Below are 23306 nucleotides of genomic sequence, written 5' to 3'. Positions count from 1 at the left end.
CTCTTACAAGAATCGGCTCTTTTTTCATTAAAAGTGCCTTTTATATAGGGAGATAAATTGTATACTTAAGCAAATGGGGTGTTGATAAAAGAAGGATTAATGCTCATTTTGTTGAAATTATTACTATCGAGGAATCAAAGCAAAGGGGAATAAGAATGGACTTCGTGAAGGATTTGTTAAATAGTTATTTTAAGGCTTGGAATGATGGTTTTGTTAGTAAGAACAGTGATGGGATTAGAGATTATATGTCAAAGAGCTTTGTAGGGTATTGGGCACATTCAAATTTAGATAAGCCGGATGTATATTACTATGACTATGATCTTAACAGCGTACTAAGACAAATGGATAATGCCGAGAAAAGCTTTGAAGCTGTGTCAATTACTAAACGCAATAATGAAAATGAAATATTAGTTTTGGGCAGGGAAACCAATTTAATAAATGGAGTGCCTTATTATGCTCAATGTATGTTTGTATGGAGAAAAGAAAGTAATGAGTGGAAATTACTAAGAGAATATATTGAGTTGGAAAGGTAAGAAAGGATAGTAGAGTATAGAAATCAACTTTATCTATCCTTTTCAGTTTAATAATAAAGCTCCCAGCCGAAAATTAAGATGATAATTAGCAGTGAGGAGAAACAACAAAGTGCAATGCGAATTTTTTGACCACGTAGTATCGTCTTTTTTCGCCACTCTAGTAACTGTGCTGCTATACAAACTGCAACTACGAACACATATGCATAATTAATCAAAAAATGAATTCTTAGTTGGGCATAAGGAGTGTAATTTAGTGTTCTATAAAATAAAATGATTACATTTATAACAGGTATGATATTCGCTAAAAGTAGTATCGTTTCCCATTTTTTCGAAATTGCAGTGTGAGCTGTTTTATTTCTGTTTTTTATGGATTGGATGAAACTGATTAGGAGTGTAATAACTGAATAAAGAATACTAAAAGTTATAGCTACGATACTGAGCAGCTTAAAGATTTTTGAACTTTGAGAGATCGGTAACATATCACTTGTTAGCGTTGAGATTTTTTCAAATTGACCACTGTTCAACGTTACATGAAGATAATCATTAGAACCATCTGTAGATTGATAGAGAGAAGGGGAAATTTGTTTATACGTCCCTCCAAAAGCATTCATTTTGTTTGGACCTGGTACTTCAAATCTATTAAGGGTGAATACTCCATATAGTTTGCCAAAACCTTTATAAGGTTGCCTCGCCCAATAGTAACCTTCCTTATGATTCTCTACATTGGGCATGGATTGAGTTACGTTTGTTGGTGAATATTCTCCAAATAGGAGTGTTGGTAAGCCATAACTAAGCTCTACTTCATTCTGTTGATTGGTCATGATAATTAAACCTAAGTTGTTTTCATTGGAAAAGATAAAATTGCTAGAAAAACTATCAGTATTTCCTGCATGCCCTAATACATCTACTGCATAAAGACCTCTCCAAAAACCATGGGCATTTCGTGGTAAACCATTGTTATAGAAATCACTCGTCGTTAACATTTCATCCAATGTACTGTTACTTTGAAATAACGCGCTATTCTCACCATCTCCTGGCATAAGGGCCATCATAAATTTAGCTAAATCCCCTATAGTACCAATTGCACTACCTGCTGGATACAAACCAATAAAGATACGCTCGTTTTTTGAAATACTTAACTCACCTTCACTACTACGATATCCAAGAACTGCATCTCTTTTTGTAGCTATATTTAGGTTATCTTGCTGTTTAGGGTGAATCGATGTGTCGTTCATATTTAAAATAGAAAATATATGTTCATTTACATATTCATAAAATGGCTGTCCAGTGAGGTGTTCGACAATGAAAGCGGCCAGTGCTACACCATAGTTGGAATAGGCAACTATAGTTCCTGGTTCATGAATTTGATAAGGCGTAACAATGTGAAGCATTTCCTCCAAAGGTTTTATTTCATCTGCTGATTTATAGAATAAATCGATAAAACGATCCTCCCACCCGGCATTATGGTGCATAAGATTTAACATCGTAATAGGTGCATTATATTGTAGTTTAGTTAAAAATCCCTCTGGTAAATACGTGCGAATATCTTCATTTAATTCTAATTTTCCCTGCTCTACAAGCTGCATGACACTGGTCCATACAAGAAGCTTCGTAACAGAACCCCACTCAAACACAGTATTTGGTGTAACTTTAATTTGATTTTCAATATTTGCGAAGCCATAGGACGTGTTCATGATAATTTCGTCGTCCTTAATAATTAATACATTAGCTCCAGCAGAAGATGTCCCAATATATTCAGAAACATATTCATCCACCCGGTCCTTCAGTTCAGAATAAGGAATTCCTGAAGGTGTTAACACATCCTCATTTGCAGACACAACTGATGCACAACAAAACAGAAGTACTAATACTATTAAAGTTAATTTTCGCATTAACGCGCTCCTTTTTACATCATTCTATAAATGTTTAAATCTTCCATTTTGTTATATTGTAATTTAGAAAAGGCAAAATAACTAGGAGAATTATTGTTTCATTTAAATGAGAGCGAAATTTGTATAATGACGAGGGTTGGTGATTTTTTACTACTAATGCAGCAGATGAGTGGAAGAAGGAATTTTCCTTATAAAAAAGAATTGTAATATATGGAAAATGCTATAGAATTGGAGTACTGAAGTTGTACTATATTGAATTAGGGGGAAGTTTATGAAATTGATACATATATTTGGACCACAGGCGGTTGGTAAAATGACAGTTGGGCAGGAGCTAGCTAAAATAACAGATTTAAAACTGTTTCATAACCATATGACAATTGATTTAGTTACTCATTTTTTTGATTACAGTACAAAAGAAGGGAAAAGATTAGTAAATTTATTTCGTCAGGAGATTTTTGAAGAGGTTTCAAAAAGTAATCTGTATGGAATGATCTTTACTTACGTCTGGATGTTTGATCAGGAGTCGGATTGGGATTATGTAAAGCAACTTTCCCAGCTTTTCGAGTCCAGAGGAGGCACTGTTTATTATGTAGAATTGGAAGCTGACTTAGACGAGAGACTTGAGCGGAATAAAACCCAAAATAGGCTGGAGCATAAACCTAAAAAAAGAGATATTGAATGGTCTGAAAATGACTTGAGAAGCACAATGGAGAAACATAGACTAAATTCTTTAGAAGATGAAATTTTATTCCAAAATTACATCAAGATTAACAATACGAACTTAAGTGCTGAAGAAGTTGCCAAGATAGTAAAGTTGAAATTCGATTTATAGCATTTTCTTTGGGAGTATTATGTAAGTGTTAACTAACGTAATTTTAAAAATTTGAACTGAGGAGATGCTGGGATGGGGAAGAAGAAAAAAACTTTACCGAAAAATTTCAGTGAACTAATTGAAGCGGGTGATATTTCAGCATTAAAAGAAGTATTTGTGCATTGCGAATTAGATGCCCGTGGCGGTTACAGTAAATCAACTGCTTTAAGCTTTTTCAATATACCGGATGAATTTGTTCGCTGGCTTGTGGAACAGGGTGCGGATATAAATGCTAGTGACAGTTACGGAAAAACAGCTCTACATAATCATGCAAAAAGTTGGCGCGGTAATACGGAATTGCTTCTTGAGTTAGGTGCAAATATAGAAGCAAATGATTATCAAAACGAAACACCTTTATTTGCCGCAGCAGGTTCATTTAATCCAAATGCAGTATCCATATTAGTTGCCAAAGGTGCAAATATCAGTGCAGAAAATAAAAAGAAACAGACGCCTTTAGAAAAAGCTTTGTCGTTTTGTAGAAACATAGATATCGTCAATATGGCGAAAGTTGCTGACATCTTGCTTAAAGCTGGAGCAACTAAAACGCAGAAAATGAAAGACTCTATTAAGCGAATTGGAAATGAGTTTGAATTTTACAGAGAAGGCTTTAATCCAGAATTTTTGAATCAAACAGATGAGGCACTTTTACATCTATATGAACTATTTGATGTTCCTCCAGTAGAGAAACGGATAACTCACGATGACTCCTCTCCAATAACAGTTAAAACAAAAGGATGGCAGGCGCAACATAATGAACTATGGAATTTATTAATTCCTTCACAAGGGCATGCGAAAACTGTACAGGGTGAAGTGATTCGTATTACCGGTAAAGTATCCTATGAAATATTGGATAATGGTGGTGTCAACTGGGATAATCAATTTCGTAAAATGCTTAACAGCTTAGATCAATACTTTAGCATGGGTACGCCTTTACATCCCGCAACTCTTCAGGAGGTCAAAACATTAGTGAAAGAACTGCATAACGGTAATAATGATCCTACGAGACTTTGCGAACTGGCAGTGCAATGGGTACTCAGTAATCCAAATCCTATTAGTTTGGAACAGCCAGGCTATAAGCGATAACTAAGAATTTAATTATCCATAACGTAAGGAGACGGAACTTGGTATTATTTCTTTTAGCCCCTATAGTAATCTTTTAAGTGCGTTGATCCAAAAAGGATTCAGCGCTTTTTTTGTTGAAGTATTATACAAACAGAGCGGAGAAATAAAAGACAAGGGGGATTTATAGTGGGAATTGATTTTCATAATGAAAAAAACAGATATTCTTATTCAACTCGAAAGGCAGATAGTTCATGGATTCATGCTATGAAGGAGTTAGTAAATTTCAACAATATTCCTAAAGCATTGGATATAGGCTGCGGTGGGGGGATTTACTCGAAAGCGTTATCTGACATGGGCGTAATGTCTGTTACAGGGGTCGACTATTCCGAGGAAATACTGAAAGCTGCTAGAGAAAATTGTAACGAGTATCCAAACATATCATTCAAATTAGGGAATGCGCTACAAACTGATTTAGAAAGTAACGAATACAATTTAATTTTGGAAAGAGCGTTAATCCATCATATACAGGATTTGCAAATGTGCTTCAAAGAGGCCTATAGACTGTTGCTAGAAAAAGGAATTTATATCGTCCAGGACCGGACACCGGAAGATTGTTTATTAAAAGGTGATGCGAATCATATTAGGGGATATTTTTTTGAACGCTTTCCACAATTAATTGAGAGCGAGACGAAACGGAGATACAGCAGTGAATTTGTCATAGAAACACTTACTGATGTTGGATTTACAGAGATTCAGGAAATTAAGTTATGGGAAACTAGAAAAGAATATACAAATAAAGCGCAATTACTAAAAGATTTAAGTGAGAGAACAGGAAGAAGTATATTACACGAGCTAACGGATGAGGAATTAAAATTATTAATTGAGTATATAGATGAAGCAATCTCGTCTGATCAAAACATCGTGGAAAAAGACAGATGGACAATTTGGATAGCGGTTAAATAATTTATAAGCGGTAGTGGGATGATCTGACCCGGATGCATCTACGGGTAGGGCAGGTAACTGATGAAATAGACGGAGAAATTTCCCTTATTCAGAAAATAAATTAAAAAAAGGCCAAAATAACGGTAGAAATTACCGTTATTCGTTCAAAAAACATAAAAATGAAAGCTTTTAATTCAAATAAACGGAAAATCTCCCCTTATTTCTGCAAGATAACGGCTCCAGTCAACAAATAACGGTAAAATCTCCGCTTATTTTGCTTAATTAAAAAACATTTCAACAAGCGTCTACAGGGGAGTAGCCGTTGTTGAAATGTAAAAATCCGCGGTAAATTTATTAATGCCCAGTTATACTGCTGCTTACGATCTCCTTACAATGATTAAACCGTTTATTTCGATCTATTTCATCGACAATTTTCAGTTTAATGCCATACATTTCATATATCGATTTCAGGAGATTATTACGCTTCTGTCTCTCAACATCCGTAACCGGTCTGCGTGTGCCGTCCAGCTCATGGAAGTTGTGGGGTTCGATAAAGATATATTCATCGATTTTCTCTACTTTCAAGTTCAGCATCGTATCAACCAATTCGTGATACTCACCGGTCTCCATGAAATGGAAAAATTGTGTATAAACTAAATCGGTATCTACCATCAACACCTTGTTGGATTTTTTGCTGGCCTCATTCATCAGATGTACATGACCTGCTGCAATGTCTGCATAGTCCGATGGCTCCGATATATCGGCGTACCCATTGATTTCGTCATAATATAACCGACCATACTCTTCCAAATGGTTAGTTTCGAAGTGCTTCGCTAACATTTTAGTAAGATGCGACTTACCGACCGATTCTATGCCGCAAATAGCAATACGTTTTACATAATGTTCACGAACAGCGGGCGGTAAGAAATTCCAAGAATGAAAAATACCGTTTTTTCTAATTTCTGTTGCAGAAATGTTGAATGCTGATCTTGCGGTATCAATAATGTGATGCTTTGCCTGCGGTAAGTATTTTGCGAAATATTCTTCATATTCGGGCTCACTGCTGAACACTACATCCACTTTGCCGCCAATTTTAGATAGCAGCTCTTTGTGCGAATCAAAAATGGAATCATCATTCATGTAATCATCCGAGCGCTTTTCATATTGCGAAAGCACACGTATATTCTTAAAATTCTTCAATTCCTTCGTAATCCAGCGTTCACGGACACGACTCGATACCCATTCAAAGCCTGTATTTTCACATAAACTTTTATCATAGACATCATCATAACCAACGACAACGAACAAAATATCTACGAGAGACTGTGCTTCAAAAATACAGTTTAAATGTCCTTTGTGGAATGGTAGGAACTTACCGCCATATAATCCGATTTTTTTATTTTTATATTCGCTGATTGGTACTCCAAAGTTCAATTTTATACAGCTCCTTGCGCCTTGCTAATTTTAATCCAGTTAATATATCCGTAAATTGAGTTAACTAAAAATGCACACCACATGACAAATACTGTCCAATCATTGCCGCCTTGCTGAACTAAAATAATCGCCCATAAGGCAATCGTAATGACATTGACAATAATCCATAAAATCCATTGTTCAGCGTACCGCATAATCATTAAAATTTGAGCTACTACCGATAAAACAACGGCCAAACCATCAAGCCCCGCCAAGTTTGCGCCTATTCTTGATAAAAATAGCGAATATGAAATATATGCAACTAGTATTCCGGCACCCGTATATAGCCATTGTTTCGTTGTTAGTCTTTTTGCATAAATTTCTTCCCCGTAAGCAGCTTCATCAGGGGATTTCTTATTTTTAAACCATAAGTAAAATCCGATAAATTGAATAGGTAAATAGAATAACAAATTCAGCATGGATTCACCATATAATCCATAGCCATATGCAATGTAACCGTATGTCGTACATTGAACTACCCCGACTACATATGTTCCGATTTTCCCTTTAGCTGCTAATACAACACAAATAATGCCGGCTATAGATGAAATCGTTCCTAGGAGCGTATCGTCCCATAATATACTAAGAATGAGGATGATAGCTGTTGAAACGATTAACCAAGCCTTTTCGAATAACGTCCAATTTTTGAACATAACTACTGTACCTTCTTTCTCCATGATGAATGGCTAAAACGAATATTTATAATGCATCCTAGCAATGGGTAATATTGGTTTAACCGCTAATATTTTAACATTAATTGGAATTAAATGAACTAATTATTCTATTATATTAACGAGGAATTTTTATGTTTTAAGAGAATTATTTATACGTTATATAGGAATTATATGTAATTGTGGGGTGATGGTGATGCTTATAGGTATGGGAATCTGCTGATTAAAAGAGAATGGTCTCGAGCTAATATAAATTCGTGGTTAGCTGCATATGTTATGAATGAATAATAGCAGGGGATGTGGTTCCATTTATTGAAAAGGCGCTTCTTATTATCATTATTTTAAGACTTATTTCAGGAAGTATTGAATTGACGGCTGCCGCTTTAATGTTTAAATTCAATGATTTGGAAAAGGCCTTTTATATCAATACAATGTTAGCCTTAGTAGGTCCGGTTGTTCTAATCGTTACAACTGGACTAGCTCTATTAGGTCTGGCAGAGAAAATTTCAATGACTAGAATAATATGTCTTTTTGCCGGCATTTCCCTTATTCTGTTCAGTTTGAAAGCTCAATAATTTTAAGGACCGTTCCAGCCGCAAAAGCTGTCAGGTCCTTATTTTTTATGCTGTTTCTTTGGATTTTTCAATTTCCTCGACATTAATGCATTTAAATACAACAAATAATAGGATAAATCCTAATACACCTGCCACAATATAACTGACATTGAGATAGTCTTTCATGACGAGTGACATAATAGGGGGACCGGCTGCAACACCGATAAATCTCGCTGAGCTATAAAAAGAAGAAACTGTGCCTCTTAGTTCTTTTCTGATGTTATCTGTAATAATTGTATCAAGTGCAGGCAAGAGTGCTCCAATGGCGATGCCGACTATACTTGTTACTATGAGCAAAAGAATGAGGTTTTTGCTTGTATAACCTACGAAAACAATGCTTGTAGACATAGCAATTAACGAAATAATAATTATTTTTTTCATTCTTTTCAAGTCGCCTTTAATTTTACGACCAGAAATAAAAGAAGAAATACACAATAGTAAAAGTGGGATAGCTAGTACAAAACCCTTTTTAACACCTTTTATATCATGAACTTTTTCGAGGTTGTCGGATAAGAAGAATAACATACTGAATAATATCAGCATAACGAGTACACCATTTAAAAATATGGTATACAACCATTTGCCTTTCTCTTTGAAAACTTCTTTCGTATTACTTAAAAATTTCTTGAATTTTACGGGTTCATCTTTTTCTTTAGGGACTTTAACAAAGAAAAAAATAAGTGCAATAGAAATTAAACTAAGCGCTGAAATAGAGAAGAAGGGCAGAAACCATAAAATAGCTGCAAATATTGAACCTAAAATGGGGCTTAACACTTTCCCGAACGTATTGGACGTTTCAATAATTCCTAAGGTGGAGCTTATTTTTTCATCATCATCCTGGTATAGGTCACCTACAAGTGGCATTACGATCGGCATTGCTCCGGCCGCACCTATTCCTTGAATAACCCTACCAATAATGATCATCATGTACGGGTCATCCATTTTCCAGGAAGCAAACCCGGCAATAAGACCACCGATTAAAGCGAGGATTAAACTAGGTAATATTACCATTTTCCTTCCAAATCGGTCTGATAAATAACCTGCTACAGGTATAAGGAAAATTGCCGCAATAGAATAGCTTGTAATAATCATGCTTGACTGAAATGATGTGATCCCGACCTTGTCTTCGAGTATCGGGAGCACTGGTATAAGCATGGAATTTCCCAGCGTCATGATTAGAGGAATTGAAGTTAAACTGACAATGCACCAGACACTTACTTGAACCTTACTTTTGTCCATTACCACACCTCGACTAATTTGATTATTTATTAAGGTATGGTTACATTTCGGGCATTTTATGCGCCTTAATTATTTGACAAGATTTTCATATAACAATTTAAGTGTTGTCCGTATGCATTAAAATAACAAATGAAAAGCCATTTTGCCGAAGTAAAGTCCAAATCCGATCATTAATATGGCTGAAACGAAGGAAACGATTTTCAAAAGCCTCGTGGATAATAATTTTCGCGCGAAACTGGAGAAAAAGGACATAAGGAAATCCACTAAAATAATACCAACTAAAATGGCGATACTAAGTATAATGATTTGATAGATTGTAGTTGTACCAGCATTTTTTGCAAGGATGGAGCCATATATCCCAAGCCAGAAAAGAATCGTTAGCGGGTTTAGCAGCGACATGAAGAAACCGGACATAATCGATTGTCTAAGACGTGTTCTTTTTTTGGTATTTGAATCCATCTCAATTTTATGTAGCGATAGAAGATTTTCTATACCTGTATACAAAAGGACAAAACAGCCGAAAGACCAAAGTATCGTTTTCAATAATTCCGAATCAATAAATTGTCCAATCCCGAAATAAACAACAAACATATAAATGACGTCAGTTGTTAAGGCACCGAGACTGAAAAACCAGGCATGAAAAAAGCCATTTTTCAAACCCGTATTTAATAAAACGGTTTTTACAGGTCCAATTGTTGCAGCCATAGATATGCCTAAAAAGACATACGTCAAAATAGAATTCATGAATAGCCCCCCAAGAAAATGATTTCCTTGCATTTTATTCCGAGCCAACGACTTCTAGGACTAGTTAAAGGGAAAATCAAATAGAAAATATAACTAATAAATGAATAAGGTAAACTGTAATGTTATAATTTTCTATAAGGGGGAATTAAATGGATATTTTGATGTTGGATGGATGGACGCCTTTATTGCTAATCGGAATTGTGGCTGCAATAGGGATATTTATTACATCCCGTAAAGTTTCAAGAAAATCTATATTTTCTATCTCTACTGTAATAAGTCTAATATGTATTGTAGTATTTATTTATAGCATTATTGGCGTTGGTGGCTGGGAAGGAATGGGACTTGGAATTATATCGTTTATTATTTTAGCGGGTATATGGATAGGTACTTTTATTGGAGTAGCCTCCAAGGTATAGAGCTTCCGAGAGATTTTATTGATTACGAAATTAAATATGAAAATTCATTTCAGGCACATTTCTTCAATGGAGATGTGTCTATTTTTTATTTAGTAGGAATTAGTAGTTATATATAATTTGCATAAAAATAAGATTTTCTAATGAAGTCTGTACTGCTTGGTGATAGGGTAGGGAGATTGAATTGTGTAATGAGATAAATAGCGGAATGAATTTCCCTTATTTCGAAAATAAAATAAAAAATAGTAAAAATAAGGGAAGGGATTTCCGTTATTGATCTAAAAAACAAGAAATTCCACGATTTTATTTGAAATAACGGTAAAACGTTCCCTTATTTAACCTGAAAATGAGCTACATCATTTAAATAACGGAACAATCTCCCCTTATTTTAGGACGGCATTCATACTTCAATAAGAAATACTTATGGATTTTCATAAATAACCCATAATTTTATTTATATACCATATAACATATAATAAAATTACAGTCTTAATATTTAGGGGGATATATATGATTCTTGGATTACATCATGCTCAAATTACGATACCAAAAGGTGCCGAAGAAGAAGGAAAAAATTTTTATTGCCATGTCTTACGGTTAGAAGAAATTAAAAAGCCAGATTCACTTCAAGGAAGAGGGGGCTTTTGGTTACAAGTTGGTAGTACACAGGTGCATGTAGGAACAGAAGATGGATTTAACAGATTATCAACGAAAGCCCATTTAGCATATGAGGTAGAAGATGTATCCTATTGGAAAGAATTATTAGTTGAAAATGATATAAAAATATTAGATTCAGTACCTATTCCCAATTTTGAACGTTTTGAGTTTAGAGACCCTTTTGGAAACAGAGTAGAGATTATAAGTAACACTCAAAAATAGCTCAAGTAATAAACCTATTTAAACGGATTTCTCCATTCCATTAAAACACCGTAATTACAGGATTCTTCATCCTGCAAATAATTGGGTATGACCTGAACAGGTATACGTCCACAGTGCAGCAAAAAAGAGATGACAGAGTCCTTTATATCGCCGTTAACTACTGACTGAACGTATAATTCTGGTGTAAGCTCTTTTTCATAACGATGGTAGCCGGGCATCCGACTTCCTCCTAATAATCTTTCCAACTTGAGATGGACGACTATATCATACATCGATAACATGAGCCATTTTCCTAAGCCTAACTTACGATAGCCAGGACTTACACAAATATCAACTACATAAAGTGTATTGCCGTTTTGATTATGAGTTCTAATATAACCGTTGTCTGTTATTTCCTCCCATGTATGGTGCGGTTCATTCATATCAAAGTCGACAAGCAAGGCTGTCATAGAGCCAACCAGTTTTCCTTCCACTTCAATACACAATGCACCTTCTGGAAATAGTTCAGTATGATTTTTTAATTGCTCCGTATTCCACCATAATTCTTCGGGGAATGGAGGGGGGAAACACTCCTTTTGAATGCGGATTAATTCAGCGAAATCCTCTTCCCGATAGTTTCGAATCGTCGCAGGAAACGGTTTACTTTCAGTGGTTACATATAACTCTTTATAATACATTGCTCCGCCTCATTTCCGGTTTGGATTAAGATCTTTGCGCAAGTATTTCTAAGTTGTTGCACTCCGCATTTATAAGTTTCTTCTTATTAATTACAGCATAAATTTATTTACCTCAAAAAAATTATCGCAAAAAAATACTTCATGAAAATAAAATATAAAAGAATAATTCAACCCGAAAAAACCAAGAATATCTCTTAAAATACATAAAAATAAAATTTTTTAATCGGATTAAATTACAGAATATTCGATTAATTAACTTTTCCTAATTTTATTTCATTTTTCTAATTGTAACAAGCGATTCTTTGTGCTATCGTTGCTTAATGAATGGGAATGTGAAAGTAATTACAATTAAGTATGAACTTTCGTTAGAAAAAATATTGGTGTTGGCAAAGGAGAGTTATTATGTCAGAAATGAACAATCAGCAGGTAGAAAAAGTGTCTGTTACGCAAGAACAATTAGACGTATTAGACCAACTATTAAAGCCAGAGGTACAGGCTTCATTAACTACGTTGGTAGATAATTTACCGAAATTAGCTGAAATGACAACTTTATTAACAAAAGCGTATGACTTCGCAACAAGTGTTGCAACAGATGAAACGCTGAAAAATGATACAGTAGCTGCAGTTACTGAAATGGCAAGTCCAGTAGTAGGAACGGCAAAATCTATTGCTCAAACTGCAATTGAAGCGAAAGACCGTGCTGAAGTAAGCAATGAAACAGTAGGTGTTTTTGGCTTATTAAAAATGTTGAAAGACCCTCAAGTACAAGGGGCATTACGTTTTGCAAACGCATTTTTACAAGTAGCTGCTGAACGTAAAGAAACAAAATAAATTGCATAATCTATTTATTGGAGGATATTGATCATGGTAACTAAAGAAATCGTTATTTTAGGTGCTGGGTTTGCCGGTGTATTAGCTGCACAAACAGCTCGCAAATTTTTAACAACTAATGAAGCGCGTATTACAGTCGTAAACCAATTCCCAACACATCAAATTATTACAGAATTACACCGTCTTGCTGGTGGAACAATTAAAGAAGGTGCTGTATCTTTATCACTTGAAAAAATCTTCAAAGGCTTGGATATTAACCTTGAAATCGCAAAAGTTAACAGCTTCAATGTAGATAATAAAGAAGTTGCACTTTCTAACGGCAAAACTTTACAATATGATACGTTAGTAGTTGCCTTAGGTAGCCAAACTGGATTCTTCGGTATCCCAGGCTTAGAGGAAAACTCTTTCGTATTAAAATCAGTAGATGAAGCAAACGCTATTCGCGAGCATATCGAAGCTCGTATTAAAGCATACGCTAAAACTAAAGATGAAGCAGACGCGACAATCGTTATCGGCGGTGGCGGTTTAACAGGTGTTGAGCTTGTTGGTGAAATCGTTGACCACTTCCCGAAAGTAGCTGAGAAATACGGCGTGAAATTCGAAGACCTAAAAATCAAGCTAGTTGAAGCAGGTCCAAAAATTTTACCAGTATTCCCGGATAACTTAATCGAGCGTGCGACAACTTCATTACAAAAACGTGGTGTTGAATTTATCACATCAACTCCTGTTACAGGTGTAGAAGGCAATGTTATTCAGTTAAAAGACCGTGAACCAATCGTGGCAAACACATTGGTATGGACAGGTGGGGTAGCACCACTTCCAATCGTAGGTGAATCTGGTTTAGCGGCAGACCGCGGTAAAGCGACAATCAACGATTTCCTACAATCAACTTCTCACCCAGAAGTATTTGTAATCGGTGATGCATCAGCACACATTCCTAACCCGGGCGACCGTCCAACTTATGCACCAACTGCACAAGTAGCATGGCAGCAAGGTGAAGTAGCAGGCTATAACATCTTCGCTCAAATTAAAGGTGCGGATTTAAAAGAATTCAAATTCACAAACTCAGGTACTTTAGGTTCTTTAGGACGTAAAGACGGTATCGCTACAATTGGTGCTAACAATACTCAATTAGTAGGATTACCTGCTTCACTAATGAAAGAAGCTTCAAATGTTCGTTATATGACGCATATTAAAGCGCTATTCGGTTTAGCGTATTAATTATATAGGGCATACTAGAAAGTTTATTACTTTCTGGTATGTCCTTTTGTTTTCGAATATTTTTTATATTTTTGTTAAAAAACTATTATAATGGAATAAAATGATTGATGAGGTGATATATAGTTGAAATATTTTGAAGCATCCAACTCTTTATTTCTTTTAAACGAGCAACAGCATAACCAATTTTCAAAACTTGAATACTATGATTACTTTTATCACTTAATCCATCCAGACTTCCATTCATTATCATTCGCGAATTTTAGTTTAAGTGACATTTGGGTTTACTATTATTTCGAGGAAGTACCTATTATAAATTCCGAGCATGCGCTACTCTTTTTATTGCGGAATTTTATGATGAATGAAGTCCTGATCAGTTCAAAATTTAAACGATTGAAGAAAACGACAATCGGGTCATATACAAATGCCTTAATGGCTGCTGTTCTCACAGTGAATCTGTTTTTGGACTTTTTGAGTGAGTTGCTCGATGTACTGCCAAAAGAGGAATGCGACTTATACATGAAATTTGAAAACAGCTCGAAGCAACTTTTCAATGATCGGTTTTCATCTTATGAACATTACCCTAAGAAACTGGTACTAATCGAAACAATGATTATTAAAAGTATGCGCCAATACTTGGAACAGAATGAAGCGACCTATACAGAACGGAAATTAAAAGTAATACGTTTTATGGATCAATTTACAATTACAAAAAGAGAGCTATTTGAATTAGTAGCTATAAAGGAGTAGGAGGTCCGCGAATCCATGGTAGAACGATTGAATACAATACATCAGCTTGAATTTTATCGATCACAACAATTTCCATCGTGTGAAGCCCAATTTGAGGCGTTTGAGTCAATTTTTACATACATCATTCAAGAGGGCGATATCGAAACAATCAATGACTTCATACTCTTGGATAGTCAGCCGTTTATATTGTCGAACCATAATATGAAGTTGCTACAATGTCTAATAGATCAGGAACCTTATTTCAAGGACAACTTAAAAGATTGTTTAACCATATTCTATTTGGTTATTGGTCATTGCTATTATTTTAGTCTGAATTTCGAACAGGCGAAAAACTTTTATAAAATTGCGAGTAGCTATGCACTCCAATCTGAAAATTACTCCTTGCTGTCAATTGCTATGAATAACTACACTTCAGCACAGAAGGAAGTTTTGCCGAGTGATATATTATGGCAAATGAGTAAACTCCCAGCAGTCTTTTTTAAGATGGGATCAGTAGATGATGAGCGATACTTCATAACACGATTTATTGCTCATATTGAAATATCGCTCCATCTTAATAAAGTTCAGTATGCTGAAAGTGTATATAATAGCTATTTTACCGGATATGAAGTGGAAAAGGATTCCCGCATTGATTTACATATCCGTGTACTTCGGGGGAAAATACATTATCAAAAAGGTGAATATGAAACAGCAATAGAGTTGCTGCATGAAGTGCTAGTCGTCTGCATGAATTTAAAAAGAAATAAAGATTTAGTTCAGGAATGCTATACGTTCATTACCGACTCATATAGAATGCTGAATGAGGATAGCATCTCTCGGGAAATGGAGCAGTTTCATGCGCGGTTTTACCGAAAAATCGAAACTGACAAGCGCTATATGGAAAAGTATATTAAAGCTGCCTATAACAATGAGTATGAACAGGATGAACATTTCCTTTCTCCGTTATCGCGATTTAAACTTGCAGGAAAGTGTCTATTGAGTAATATAGACAATGATGGGCATACACTAGTATTGGTGGATTGCAAAATACTAACATGCGAAGAGGATAGCATTAATGACATTCTTTATTTAATTAATGAAGAAATGATGAAGGAAATGAAACAGGCGATTATTACCAGCACAAGAATTGACGCCTCCACAATCGGCTATATTATCCAATTATCTGAACAGGTTACCGATGAGCTGTGTGCGAAGGTGTTTTCAAGAATCCGAGAGCAATATCCAAGGAACGGCAGCGCATTGGAGGCCATCTATTTTGCCTCGGTCAATAATAAGGAAAACAACCTGACAAACTATCAGAAATGTCTCGATTTAGCATATGCGTATATATATTATGAACTTTATAAATAACGTATCGTTTTATTTTACAAAATATTCAAAAAATAACTTTCGTAATTAGGAATCTACTATTAAAATAATAGATAGAACACCAAAGGAGGTAACACAATGCTTGTTAAACAAAAGTATGTTAAAAAGAAAGACGTAAGCTATGTTAAAGAAACTGACCTGATTTCAGATGTACTTGGTCAATTAAATGAGAATGGCTACCGATGCATTCCCGTGCTGGACGAAGCCGGCGAAAAATTTATCGGCAATATCTATAAAGTAGAATTGCTCGAACATAAATTAAAAGATGGCGATATGAAGTCACCGGTAAAGGTACTAACAGAAGAAGCCGATGCTTTCATTCATGAAAACAGTTCGTTTTTTGAAGTGTTTCACTCCATTAAGCAACTACCATACCTAGCCGTAGTTGATACAAAAGGCAATTTTTCAGGCATTTTACCTCATTCTAAAGTATTCGAGCTATTGGAAGAAGCATGGGGTTACAGAACAGGCAGCTGTGCGATTACAGTTGCGCTACCGGATACGGATGGCATATTAATTAAAGTGCTAACGGCAGTTAAAAAGGTATGGCCATTACATTGTGTGTTCTCGATGGATGACGATACTACCTATTTGCGCCGTGTTATCATGACTTTGACTAAAGGTGCTAAACAGTCTACAGTTGATGAGCTGGAAGCCGCTATTACAAAGCAAGGTGCGCGCATTATAGATCTTGAAATATTCGATAAAGAGAATTTTTAATGAAAAAGCGATTCGTTCAAATAGAGCGAGTCGCTTTTTTATTGTACTAATACAGTAGAAATTAAATATTTAGAGGATTTTGTAAATTTATATAGAAATTAAAGTAAATGGGGGATTTATATAGAAAGGGGAGCTAATATGCATATTCAAGTAAAAGGGCAAAAGATTAAATTTAATAAAGTTGAATTGCTTGTACTAGAACAGGGGATTGAAAATTTATTCGTAAGTTTCGATAAAAAAACGTTGAATGAACTTACTTTGCAAAAAAAATACGAACATCTACAGGAGGAAGCGAGCCGGCATGCACAGCATGTTATAGATTGGCCAGCTGGAAAGGCGTTAAAGCAATTAAAAGATGAGGGGAACATCTTTTATAAGCAATTTCTAAACAATTATGGAGATCTTACATATACACGCTTTATCGTCAACGGGGAAGATGAATTACTGAAGCAGAAAGGGATATATACAATTATCGTCAATAATGAGCTTAAATTTTGCGGGGTTTGCGCACGGACCTTTAAAGAGCGCTTTAATCAACATATAGGTAATATATATGCGAAAGGCTGCTTCAGAGACGGCACGGCTACTCATTGTCATGTGAATGCGAATATTACGTTAATGCTGCCGGACAATGACGTCCATTTTGCTATTTATCCAATGGAGGATGAAAAGGAAATGAATAGCTTGAAAAATGCAATTATTAATCGATTTGAGCCGGAATGGAATTTACGTTCTAACAGAGATTTATACGAATTAACCTCAGTTTTTTAGTTCTTTTCAACTCTCATCGATGAATTGTAGAGGTAATTTTTCACATGAATATAAAAATCAATCACTTTTCTCGTTTCATTTGCCTATATTAGTGGGAATAGTAAATGAAAAAGAATAGGATTGGTGATGAATGTGGAAGCAGCATTAAAATATTACAGGCAAGTTCATAGTGAATATTTATGGCTCCATTTAGTAGTAGCAATTGTATTATTATTTACATCCGTTTTTTGGTTTGTACTTCCTTATTTCGTGATTAGTTACGGGAAATATACGACGACAACGTTCCAGCAAGTGGGGATTTTAATGGGGTTATATACTTTCCCTTCATTGATCGTTACTTTACATTGCTGGTTTATCAATTTTAAAGCGGCACTTCGATGGAAAAAAGAAAATCCACATGAATGTGTTTGGCGTTGGTCGATTAAATTTCAAACAATTACGATCTTCATCGTTATACTATTTACATCAGTCATTTATTCAAGTTTGCTGGTCATTGATATGATTCGGTAGGGATAAACCATTTCATTTTTCGTTTCACATATACCTCACACAGCTGTCAAAAAAAGTTCACATTAAAAAAGTGAGTAATGTATTGGAAAATTTGGTACGATTGAGGCATCAATGTGAAGGAGATTGAATGCAGCATGAATACAGATTTAAATATCTTCTTAGCGTTCGGTGCTGGGTTTCTAAGTTTTATCTCACCATGCACCTTACCGCTTTACCCGGCGTTTTTGTCATACATTACCGGCATGACACTCGATGAGCTCAAAACCGAAAAAGGAATGATGCAAAAGCGTGCCATATTACATACTTTATTTTTCTTGCTCGGATTTTCGATCATATTCATTGCAATAGGGTTTGGAACGTCTTTAGCAAAAGACTTCTTCTTCCAGTATCAGGATTTACTGCGTCAAGTAGGTGCGATTTTAATTGTTGCGTTTGGTTTAATGATTGTCGGCTTATTGCAAGTTGACTTTTTAATGAAAGACCGTAAGTTCCAATTCAAAAACCGACCATCCGGCTATTTTGGTTCCGTGCTGATTGGCCTTGCTTTTGCAGCGGGTTGGACGCCATGTACAGGACCAATACTCGCATCAATTATTGCCCTCGGAGGAGCAAATCCCGATTCGGCGATTTGGTATATGCTCGCATATTATTTAGGGTTTGCTATTCCATTCTTTACATTGTCGTTCTTTATTTCACGATTAAACTGGATTCGCAAACATAGTCAAAAAATTATTAAAATTGGCGGATATATTATGATAGCGGTCGGAATTTTATTGTTCTTTGATGGGTTGACGTACATTATTAATATTCTCTTGCCGATTTTCGATGGCTTTAAGGGATTCTAACAGTACCATGCTTGGAAATAGCATGCTATACTATGGAAAGTGATGTGATCGTTAAATGCCGACTGTTTTGATTGTGGATGATTCGCTTTTCATGCGTGTTACAATCGGAAATATATTAAAGGAATACGGCTTTGAAGTGGTGGGAGAGGCCGCCAATGGAAAAGAGGCAGTTCTGCTTTATGACCAGCTATTGCCTGATCTGGTAACGATGGATATTACAATGCCGGTTATGACAGGCATCGAAGCGGTCCGAAGAATAACTGCTAAACATTCGGATGCAAATATTATCATGATTACGGCACTTGGTCAGCAGAGTAAAATTAAATCCGCCATTGAAAGTGGTGCCAAAGATTTTATTACAAAGCCTTTTCAGCCTGAGCAGTTAAAAGAGGTCGCATCAAATGTTCTCAACTTAACATAATATTTATTTGTCAGCATAAGAGGAGGAATATGATGTTTGACAGTATACCTTCTCACTATTTATTAATTGGTTCGACGATTATGGCCGTCATCATGGGTTCGTTTGTCATGGTTATACGCCTGCGCGCACAAAAAAAACCGGTATCTACAAAAAAAATCCTCATTCCTCCATTTGCCATGTCAACAGGGGCATTGATGTTTATTTTTGAGGAATTTCGTGTGGCGCCTATTCAAATAGCGGAAGCGGCGGCTCTAGGCTTATTGTTTTCCGTAGTGTTAATACTTACGTCGAAATTTGAAATACGGGATGACTCAGTATATATGAAGCAATCCAAGGCATTTCCTTTTATATTAGTGGGATTATTGGTTTTACGGATTATTTTAAAATTATTGTTTGCAGAAAGCTTTGATATAGGCGAGCTTGCGGGAATGTTCTTCATTTTGGCGTTCTCCATGATTTTACCGTGGCGTATCGGTATGCTCATCAAGTACAAAAAGCTTGAAAAGTCTCGAATCATTGCATAAATAAAGGCTGTCCATGAAAGTTATTTACTTTCAAGGGCAGCCTTTTTACGCATTAAACCTCAAATAAATGGTCGTAATGGGTTGTATCAATTTCCATTTCCTTCAGTTTTTTACGCAGAAATTTATGGTCGCGTTTAGGAGAGGCGATAATATAACCACGGATAATTAAATCCAAATCAATTTTCGTAGCATGCTCCTCAATAGCAATTTCCCCGATTTTCCCTGCAATTTTCTCCTTAGCTACTTGACGAAATAGCTCAGGTACGGGACTTACAAGTTCAGAAAGCAGCTCTTTTTCTTCATCACCCCATAAATGGATCGTTTTATCTAAATAAATGGCTTGCCAGTCCAAATCCGATTTTCCATCCTGTTTTGGAAGCGCCTTTAAAAATTTGCGGAACATAAAGAAGCCACCGATCCCCATAAGCGAAACTAGCACGACAACCCAAAATAATATAAACCATAAAAACCAGCCTTCTAAGCCCACAATGTTCACCTCAATTTTACTCAATATTGTCTATTATATAAGGTTTTGTAAATTTTTTCATCGTCATTGTCCCTTTTTTCGAAAAATCGTGACATATATAGGGCAAGGAGGTGATAAACATGAATGAATTCGGATTCCTTTCCGCAACATTGACAGTATTCTATCAAACGGGCGTCGATGAATTTAATGAGCCGGTTATTAAAAGCTCAACTTTCAGAAATGTGGCGTTGAATGCAACAGCACAGCAACTTCACAATGTCGCAACAACAATCGTTGGGTTAACAGATTATGATTATATCGAATCTGTGAAGACGCAAAAAGAAAGTGTAACAGCCTAAACAAACAAAAACTAATGGATCGGAGGTGAGCATATGGCACAAGTATTACAATTAACATTTGCGAATGCTGCTGGAAGTACAATGACTATTAATATTAATGACCCAAAACCAAATTTAACGGAAGCTGAAGTAAATGCAGCAATGCAAACAATTATTGATCAGGCAGCATTCTCAAAAGAAGGATTTTTATTCAACGTGAAGAAGTCCGCAAAAATTGTCGAGCGTCATGTGACAGCTATAGAACTGATCAACTAAAAGGAAGGCCGGTGAAGTGCAATGCTTTACCGGCTTTTTATATAGTGGAAGGAGTGATTATGATGGACCAGTGGATTGCAATCATTCAGGAAGTAACGTTTCCAATCTTTATTTCATTTTATTTGCTATATCGAATTGAAACAAAGCTTGAAGCGATTCATACTGCACTCGTCTCTCTTAGTAACCCGTTAGAACGCCATTAGTTGTGAAGCGCGGTTTCACAATTTTGACACATAACCTTTCGCACGATAACTATTGAGAATGTGGACAACATTCGATAAGATGAAGGTAATGTTTGGGAAGTGGAGAGAGATAAATGAAAAAGAAAAACATCGCATTAGCATTTGTACTCGTAATCGCTACAGTACTTTCTGCTTGCAGTAATTATCAATTTAAACCAACGACAAGTTTCGAAATTTCTAATTTTACAGTAACCGACCATCGTAATGAGGAAGTATCGCTAGATAGCTTAAAAGGGGAACCATGGCTTGCAATGTTCATCTTTACAAGCTGCACGACAATTTGTTCACCTATGACGCAAAATATGAAACTAGTACAGGATGAGATCGAAAAGAAGGGGCTTGAGCAATATAAAATTGTCGCCTTCTCCGTAGACCCTGACTACGATACACCAGAGCGCTTAACGGAATACTTAAGCCGCCACAATCCATCAAATGAATCGAAATGGCATATGCTTACAGGCTACGACCAGAAATTTATCGAGCAGCTCGCAGTCAATTCGTTCAAAACACCGGTTAGAGCAATTGAAGGCAATGATCAAGTTATTCACGCAGATACATTTTTCCTAGTCGATGAAAAAGGAGTAGCCGTTAAAAACTATTCCGGCACAGCCCAAGGAACAGACGGTGTTCAATACGAGACAATTGCCAGCGATATGGAAGCATTAATTAAAGAACGGTTAAAATAATAACGTAGGTTTGAGTTTGAGCTCACTAAAGGTGGAAGTGCTTTTAGTGAGTTTTTTTGTAGTTTTTGAGCGGGGTATGGGGCTGGGCAGGGGATAAGGTCGCGGTTATTAGAAGGTTTTTGTTTTTTTTAGAAAATCAGGTGGAGATATTCGAAATAGCTGAACCCATTTTATAGGAGATCTGAGATATTAGAAGATTTTTAGTTTTATTAGCAAATTGAAGGGATATATTAGAACAATTGTAACGGATATTAGAAAAAGCCGTACCCATTTCAATGGCGATCTGAGATATTAGAAGATTTTTCATTTTATTAGCAAATCGGAGGGATATATTAGAACAATTGCAACAGATATTAAAAATAGCTGAACCCATTTCAGCGGTGATCTAAGATATTAGAAGATTTTTCATTTTATTAGCAAATCGCATGAACTTATTAGCAAATCAGGTAACTTTATTTGCGGATTTCGCAGTATATTAGAAGAACTCCAGAATATATTAGCAAATCCTCATTTTATTAGAACATTTTAAAATTTATTAGAACATTTCGGTAAGATATTAGAAAAACTTTTCGATCGAGAATAAATGAGAGCCTTCTAATACTGCGAATGAATGAAAAGAATCAGGCAGTTGAATTATTTATTTAACTCCTCGGTAAGATTGCGGATTGCTTCCATAACTTTTTCAACATTGCCTTTATCATTCATTTTATTTCTAGCGTGAAGTAATACCGGTCGAACTGACTCTACTGAACGTCCGAATTCATACATCCATTCATATCTCGGAACCATCCATGTATGGAAATGGTGGGTAGTGTCTTCGTTATAAAAATAATAGACATATTCGATTCCTAAAACGTCTCTTTGTGCTTTTCTTATCCTTGATAAAATATTTATGTAATCTAATCTTTCGGACTCGGTTAATTCATCTAAACATTTAATATGTCTTTTAGAAGCTAAAATTATTAACCCTCTAATTGGATAAGCTACATCTTGATGGGCATGAAAATACGGTGTTTCAACAACCACACCGCCCTCAGGTTCAACTAACCCGCTTGTAATTGCACAACTTAGACACTCAACTTCTACTGTTTCCCCATTTGATAAGGTGATTTTTCTCAAGTATTTTTCCCCCGAACGAATTTGTTTTTTAATACCAGCTTTATCCATTATAAAATTAAATCCAATTTTCCCACAAATAAATTACGAAAGTTTTAAAAATATAATCCCAATATAAGGTAAAATAAATGTAAACAGGAGCATTCCTGTTAGAAGGATTTTCGGGGACTTGAAAACAAAAAAGCCCTCTTGTATGATGCTTGAGTGTCAACCA

29 protein-coding genes are annotated in these 23306 nt (G+C 35.6%); 21 read left to right on the top strand and 8 right to left on the bottom strand.

What is annotated here, in order from left to right; genetic code table 11:
• The first annotated feature begins 155 nt into the window (after positions 1 to 155).
• On the top strand, positions 156 to 533 hold the full coding sequence (locus H9632_RS07735; RefSeq protein ID WP_191703547.1) for a nuclear transport factor 2 family protein: 378 nt from the start codon (positions 156 to 158) through the stop codon (positions 531 to 533).
• A gap of 47 nt (positions 534 to 580) precedes the next feature.
• Here the strand turns inward: H9632_RS07735 and H9632_RS07730 are convergent, their stop codons facing one another.
• Positions 581 to 2425: a serine hydrolase domain-containing protein gene (locus H9632_RS07730; RefSeq protein WP_191703546.1), complete on the bottom strand. Its 1845-nt coding sequence runs from the start codon at positions 2423 to 2425 to the stop codon at positions 581 to 583.
• A gap of 271 nt (positions 2426 to 2696) precedes the next feature.
• Here H9632_RS07730 and H9632_RS07725 point away from each other — a divergent pair, with 271 nt between their 5' ends.
• The 3 genes from H9632_RS07725 (at position 2697) to H9632_RS07715 (ending at position 5321) form a co-directional block, all read left to right on the top strand.
• On the top strand, positions 2697 to 3257 hold the full coding sequence (locus H9632_RS07725; protein ID WP_191703545.1) for an AAA family ATPase: 561 nt from the start codon (positions 2697 to 2699) through the stop codon (positions 3255 to 3257).
• A gap of 72 nt (positions 3258 to 3329) precedes the next feature.
• Positions 3330 to 4379, top strand: a complete 1050-nt coding sequence (locus tag H9632_RS07720; RefSeq protein WP_191703544.1) for an ankyrin repeat domain-containing protein — start codon at positions 3330 to 3332, stop codon at positions 4377 to 4379.
• A 165-nt stretch (positions 4380 to 4544) separates the two neighbouring features.
• Positions 4545 to 5321: a class I SAM-dependent methyltransferase gene (locus H9632_RS07715; RefSeq protein WP_191703543.1), complete on the top strand. Its 777-nt coding sequence runs from the start codon at positions 4545 to 4547 to the stop codon at positions 5319 to 5321.
• Positions 5322 to 5654: 333 nt separating this feature from the next.
• On the opposite strand, the gene nadR is transcribed toward H9632_RS07715, so the two are convergent.
• Positions 5655 to 6734: a multifunctional transcriptional regulator/nicotinamide-nucleotide adenylyltransferase/ribosylnicotinamide kinase NadR gene (gene nadR, locus H9632_RS07710; protein ID WP_191703542.1), complete on the bottom strand. Its 1080-nt coding sequence runs from the start codon at positions 6732 to 6734 to the stop codon at positions 5655 to 5657.
• A gap of 2 nt (positions 6735 to 6736) precedes the next feature.
• Positions 6737 to 7426 (bottom strand): nicotinamide riboside transporter PnuC, encoded by a 690-nt coding sequence (gene pnuC, locus H9632_RS07705; RefSeq protein ID WP_191703541.1) that lies wholly within the window; start codon positions 7424 to 7426, stop codon positions 6737 to 6739.
• Positions 7427 to 7743: 317 nt separating this feature from the next.
• Between pnuC and H9632_RS07700 the strand changes: the two genes are divergently transcribed.
• Positions 7744 to 8019, top strand: coding sequence for a YqhV family protein (locus tag H9632_RS07700; protein WP_191703540.1), 276 nt, complete (start codon positions 7744 to 7746; stop codon positions 8017 to 8019).
• Between the two features lie 45 nt (positions 8020 to 8064).
• Here H9632_RS07700 and H9632_RS07695 read toward each other — a convergent pair whose 3' ends face one another.
• Complete coding sequence (locus H9632_RS07695) at positions 8065 to 9297, bottom strand: MFS transporter (protein ID WP_191703539.1); 1233 nt, start codon at positions 9295 to 9297, stop codon at positions 8065 to 8067.
• Positions 9298 to 9414: 117 nt separating this feature from the next.
• Positions 9415 to 10041, bottom strand: coding sequence for a LysE family transporter (locus tag H9632_RS07690; RefSeq protein ID WP_191703538.1), 627 nt, complete (start codon positions 10039 to 10041; stop codon positions 9415 to 9417).
• 149 nt (positions 10042 to 10190) lie between these two features.
• Here H9632_RS07690 and H9632_RS07685 point away from each other — a divergent pair, with 149 nt between their 5' ends.
• Both H9632_RS07685 and H9632_RS07680 read left to right on the top strand, forming a co-directional pair.
• Positions 10191 to 10457 carry a YesK family protein gene (locus H9632_RS07685; RefSeq protein WP_191703537.1) on the top strand — a complete coding sequence of 89 codons (267 nt, stop codon included), beginning with the start codon at positions 10191 to 10193 and terminating at the stop codon, positions 10455 to 10457.
• Between the two features lie 507 nt (positions 10458 to 10964).
• Complete coding sequence (locus H9632_RS07680) at positions 10965 to 11333, top strand: VOC family protein (RefSeq protein ID WP_191703536.1); 369 nt, start codon at positions 10965 to 10967, stop codon at positions 11331 to 11333.
• Positions 11334 to 11347: 14 nt separating this feature from the next.
• Here the strand turns inward: H9632_RS07680 and H9632_RS07675 are convergent, their stop codons facing one another.
• Positions 11348 to 12010: a GNAT family N-acetyltransferase gene (locus H9632_RS07675; RefSeq protein ID WP_191703535.1), complete on the bottom strand. Its 663-nt coding sequence runs from the start codon at positions 12008 to 12010 to the stop codon at positions 11348 to 11350.
• A gap of 402 nt (positions 12011 to 12412) precedes the next feature.
• On the opposite strand from H9632_RS07675, the gene H9632_RS07670 reads away from it, so the two are divergent.
• The 10 genes from H9632_RS07670 to H9632_RS07625 all read left to right on the top strand — a co-directional run bounded on the left by H9632_RS07670 (position 12413) and on the right by H9632_RS07625 (position 19968).
• Positions 12413 to 12841, top strand: coding sequence for a DUF1641 domain-containing protein (locus tag H9632_RS07670; protein ID WP_191703534.1), 429 nt, complete (start codon positions 12413 to 12415; stop codon positions 12839 to 12841).
• 33 nt (positions 12842 to 12874) lie between these two features.
• Entirely contained in the window at positions 12875 to 14062 is a 1188-nt protein-coding gene (locus H9632_RS07665) for an NAD(P)/FAD-dependent oxidoreductase (RefSeq protein ID WP_191703533.1), read from the top strand.
• A gap of 123 nt (positions 14063 to 14185) precedes the next feature.
• Positions 14186 to 14809 carry a serine protease gene (locus H9632_RS07660; protein ID WP_191703532.1) on the top strand — a complete coding sequence of 208 codons (624 nt, stop codon included), beginning with the start codon at positions 14186 to 14188 and terminating at the stop codon, positions 14807 to 14809.
• 15 nt (positions 14810 to 14824) lie between these two features.
• Positions 14825 to 16159, top strand: coding sequence for a dehydrogenase (locus H9632_RS07655; RefSeq protein WP_191703531.1), 1335 nt, complete (start codon positions 14825 to 14827; stop codon positions 16157 to 16159).
• Positions 16160 to 16255: 96 nt separating this feature from the next.
• Complete coding sequence (cbpA, locus tag H9632_RS07650; RefSeq protein ID WP_191703530.1) at positions 16256 to 16897, top strand: cyclic di-AMP binding protein CbpA; 642 nt, start codon at positions 16256 to 16258, stop codon at positions 16895 to 16897.
• Positions 16898 to 17035: 138 nt separating this feature from the next.
• Positions 17036 to 17668 (top strand): GIY-YIG nuclease family protein, encoded by a 633-nt coding sequence (locus tag H9632_RS07645; protein WP_191703529.1) that lies wholly within the window; start codon positions 17036 to 17038, stop codon positions 17666 to 17668.
• 126 nt (positions 17669 to 17794) lie between these two features.
• Entirely contained in the window at positions 17795 to 18178 is a 384-nt protein-coding gene (locus H9632_RS07640; RefSeq protein ID WP_191703528.1) for a hypothetical protein, read from the top strand.
• 134 nt (positions 18179 to 18312) lie between these two features.
• Positions 18313 to 19023: a cytochrome c biogenesis CcdA family protein gene (locus tag H9632_RS07635; protein ID WP_191703527.1), complete on the top strand. Its 711-nt coding sequence runs from the start codon at positions 18313 to 18315 to the stop codon at positions 19021 to 19023.
• A 55-nt stretch (positions 19024 to 19078) separates the two neighbouring features.
• Positions 19079 to 19444 (top strand): response regulator, encoded by a 366-nt coding sequence (locus H9632_RS07630; RefSeq protein ID WP_191703526.1) that lies wholly within the window; start codon positions 19079 to 19081, stop codon positions 19442 to 19444.
• A gap of 32 nt (positions 19445 to 19476) precedes the next feature.
• On the top strand, positions 19477 to 19968 hold the full coding sequence (locus H9632_RS07625; protein ID WP_191703525.1) for a CcdC family protein: 492 nt from the start codon (positions 19477 to 19479) through the stop codon (positions 19966 to 19968).
• A 52-nt stretch (positions 19969 to 20020) separates the two neighbouring features.
• On the opposite strand, the gene H9632_RS07620 is transcribed toward H9632_RS07625, so the two are convergent.
• The gene (locus H9632_RS07620) at positions 20021 to 20455 is read right to left on the bottom strand and encodes a DUF2621 domain-containing protein (protein WP_191703680.1); all 435 of its coding nucleotides are present in this window, start codon (positions 20453 to 20455) and stop codon (positions 20021 to 20023) included.
• A 119-nt stretch (positions 20456 to 20574) separates the two neighbouring features.
• On the opposite strand from H9632_RS07620, the gene H9632_RS07615 reads away from it, so the two are divergent.
• From H9632_RS07615 to H9632_RS07600, 4 genes are all read left to right on the top strand, one after another.
• Positions 20575 to 20793 (top strand): DUF1659 domain-containing protein, encoded by a 219-nt coding sequence (locus tag H9632_RS07615; RefSeq protein WP_191703524.1) that lies wholly within the window; start codon positions 20575 to 20577, stop codon positions 20791 to 20793.
• 33 nt (positions 20794 to 20826) lie between these two features.
• Positions 20827 to 21048 carry a DUF2922 domain-containing protein gene (locus tag H9632_RS07610; RefSeq protein ID WP_191703523.1) on the top strand — a complete coding sequence of 74 codons (222 nt, stop codon included), beginning with the start codon at positions 20827 to 20829 and terminating at the stop codon, positions 21046 to 21048.
• 62 nt (positions 21049 to 21110) lie between these two features.
• Positions 21111 to 21251: a YvrJ family protein gene (locus H9632_RS07605; protein WP_191703522.1), complete on the top strand. Its 141-nt coding sequence runs from the start codon at positions 21111 to 21113 to the stop codon at positions 21249 to 21251.
• A gap of 113 nt (positions 21252 to 21364) precedes the next feature.
• Positions 21365 to 21976: an SCO family protein gene (locus H9632_RS07600; RefSeq protein ID WP_191703521.1), complete on the top strand. Its 612-nt coding sequence runs from the start codon at positions 21365 to 21367 to the stop codon at positions 21974 to 21976.
• 633 nt (positions 21977 to 22609) lie between these two features.
• On the opposite strand, the gene H9632_RS07595 is transcribed toward H9632_RS07600, so the two are convergent.
• Complete coding sequence (locus H9632_RS07595) at positions 22610 to 23095, bottom strand: HIT family protein (protein WP_191703520.1); 486 nt, start codon at positions 23093 to 23095, stop codon at positions 22610 to 22612.
• Positions 23096 to 23306 lie beyond the last annotated feature (211 nt).

This window comes from Solibacillus merdavium (genome assembly GCF_014836935.1).
GTDB lineage: Bacteria > Bacillota > Bacilli > Bacillales_A > Planococcaceae > Solibacillus > Solibacillus ferritrahens.
This window is presented reverse-complemented; position numbering and strand designations above follow the sequence as displayed.

What these genes read in the sequence shown, in the direction of transcription:
- H9632_RS07600 (WP_191703521.1), top strand. Translation starts at nt 21,365, where the DNA reads ATGAAAAAGAAAAACATCGCATTAGCATTTGTACTCGTAATCGCTACA.
- H9632_RS07630 (WP_191703526.1), top strand. Translation starts at nt 19,079, where the DNA reads ATGCCGACTGTTTTGATTGTGGATGATTCGCTTTTCATGCGTGTTACA.
- H9632_RS07670 (WP_191703534.1), top strand. Translation starts at nt 12,413, where the DNA reads ATGTCAGAAATGAACAATCAGCAGGTAGAAAAAGTGTCTGTTACGCAA.
- H9632_RS07610 (WP_191703523.1), top strand. Translation starts at nt 20,827, where the DNA reads ATGGCACAAGTATTACAATTAACATTTGCGAATGCTGCTGGAAGTACA.
- H9632_RS07695 (WP_191703539.1), bottom strand. Translation starts at nt 9,297, where the DNA reads ATGGACAAAAGTAAGGTTCAAGTAAGTGTCTGGTGCATTGTCAGTTTA.
- H9632_RS07680 (WP_191703536.1), top strand. Translation starts at nt 10,965, where the DNA reads ATGATTCTTGGATTACATCATGCTCAAATTACGATACCAAAAGGTGCC.
- H9632_RS07735 (WP_191703547.1), top strand. Translation starts at nt 156, where the DNA reads ATGGACTTCGTGAAGGATTTGTTAAATAGTTATTTTAAGGCTTGGAAT.
- H9632_RS07625 (WP_191703525.1), top strand. Translation starts at nt 19,477, where the DNA reads ATGTTTGACAGTATACCTTCTCACTATTTATTAATTGGTTCGACGATT.
- H9632_RS07615 (WP_191703524.1), top strand. Translation starts at nt 20,575, where the DNA reads ATGAATGAATTCGGATTCCTTTCCGCAACATTGACAGTATTCTATCAA.
- H9632_RS07730 (WP_191703546.1), bottom strand. Translation starts at nt 2,425, where the DNA reads ATGCGAAAATTAACTTTAATAGTATTAGTACTTCTGTTTTGTTGTGCA.
- cbpA (WP_191703530.1), top strand. Translation starts at nt 16,256, where the DNA reads ATGCTTGTTAAACAAAAGTATGTTAAAAAGAAAGACGTAAGCTATGTT.
- H9632_RS07725 (WP_191703545.1), top strand. Translation starts at nt 2,697, where the DNA reads ATGAAATTGATACATATATTTGGACCACAGGCGGTTGGTAAAATGACA.
- H9632_RS07675 (WP_191703535.1), bottom strand. Translation starts at nt 12,010, where the DNA reads ATGTATTATAAAGAGTTATATGTAACCACTGAAAGTAAACCGTTTCCT.
- H9632_RS07665 (WP_191703533.1), top strand. Translation starts at nt 12,875, where the DNA reads ATGGTAACTAAAGAAATCGTTATTTTAGGTGCTGGGTTTGCCGGTGTA.
- H9632_RS07605 (WP_191703522.1), top strand. Translation starts at nt 21,111, where the DNA reads ATGGACCAGTGGATTGCAATCATTCAGGAAGTAACGTTTCCAATCTTT.
- H9632_RS07685 (WP_191703537.1), top strand. Translation starts at nt 10,191, where the DNA reads ATGGATATTTTGATGTTGGATGGATGGACGCCTTTATTGCTAATCGGA.
- H9632_RS07635 (WP_191703527.1), top strand. Translation starts at nt 18,313, where the DNA reads ATGAATACAGATTTAAATATCTTCTTAGCGTTCGGTGCTGGGTTTCTA.
- H9632_RS07720 (WP_191703544.1), top strand. Translation starts at nt 3,330, where the DNA reads ATGGGGAAGAAGAAAAAAACTTTACCGAAAAATTTCAGTGAACTAATT.
- pnuC (WP_191703541.1), bottom strand. Translation starts at nt 7,426, where the DNA reads ATGTTCAAAAATTGGACGTTATTCGAAAAGGCTTGGTTAATCGTTTCA.
- H9632_RS07645 (WP_191703529.1), top strand. Translation starts at nt 17,036, where the DNA reads ATGCATATTCAAGTAAAAGGGCAAAAGATTAAATTTAATAAAGTTGAA.
- H9632_RS07640 (WP_191703528.1), top strand. Translation starts at nt 17,795, where the DNA reads ATGAATGTGGAAGCAGCATTAAAATATTACAGGCAAGTTCATAGTGAA.
- H9632_RS07690 (WP_191703538.1), bottom strand. Translation starts at nt 10,041, where the DNA reads ATGAATTCTATTTTGACGTATGTCTTTTTAGGCATATCTATGGCTGCA.
- H9632_RS07655 (WP_191703531.1), top strand. Translation starts at nt 14,825, where the DNA reads ATGGTAGAACGATTGAATACAATACATCAGCTTGAATTTTATCGATCA.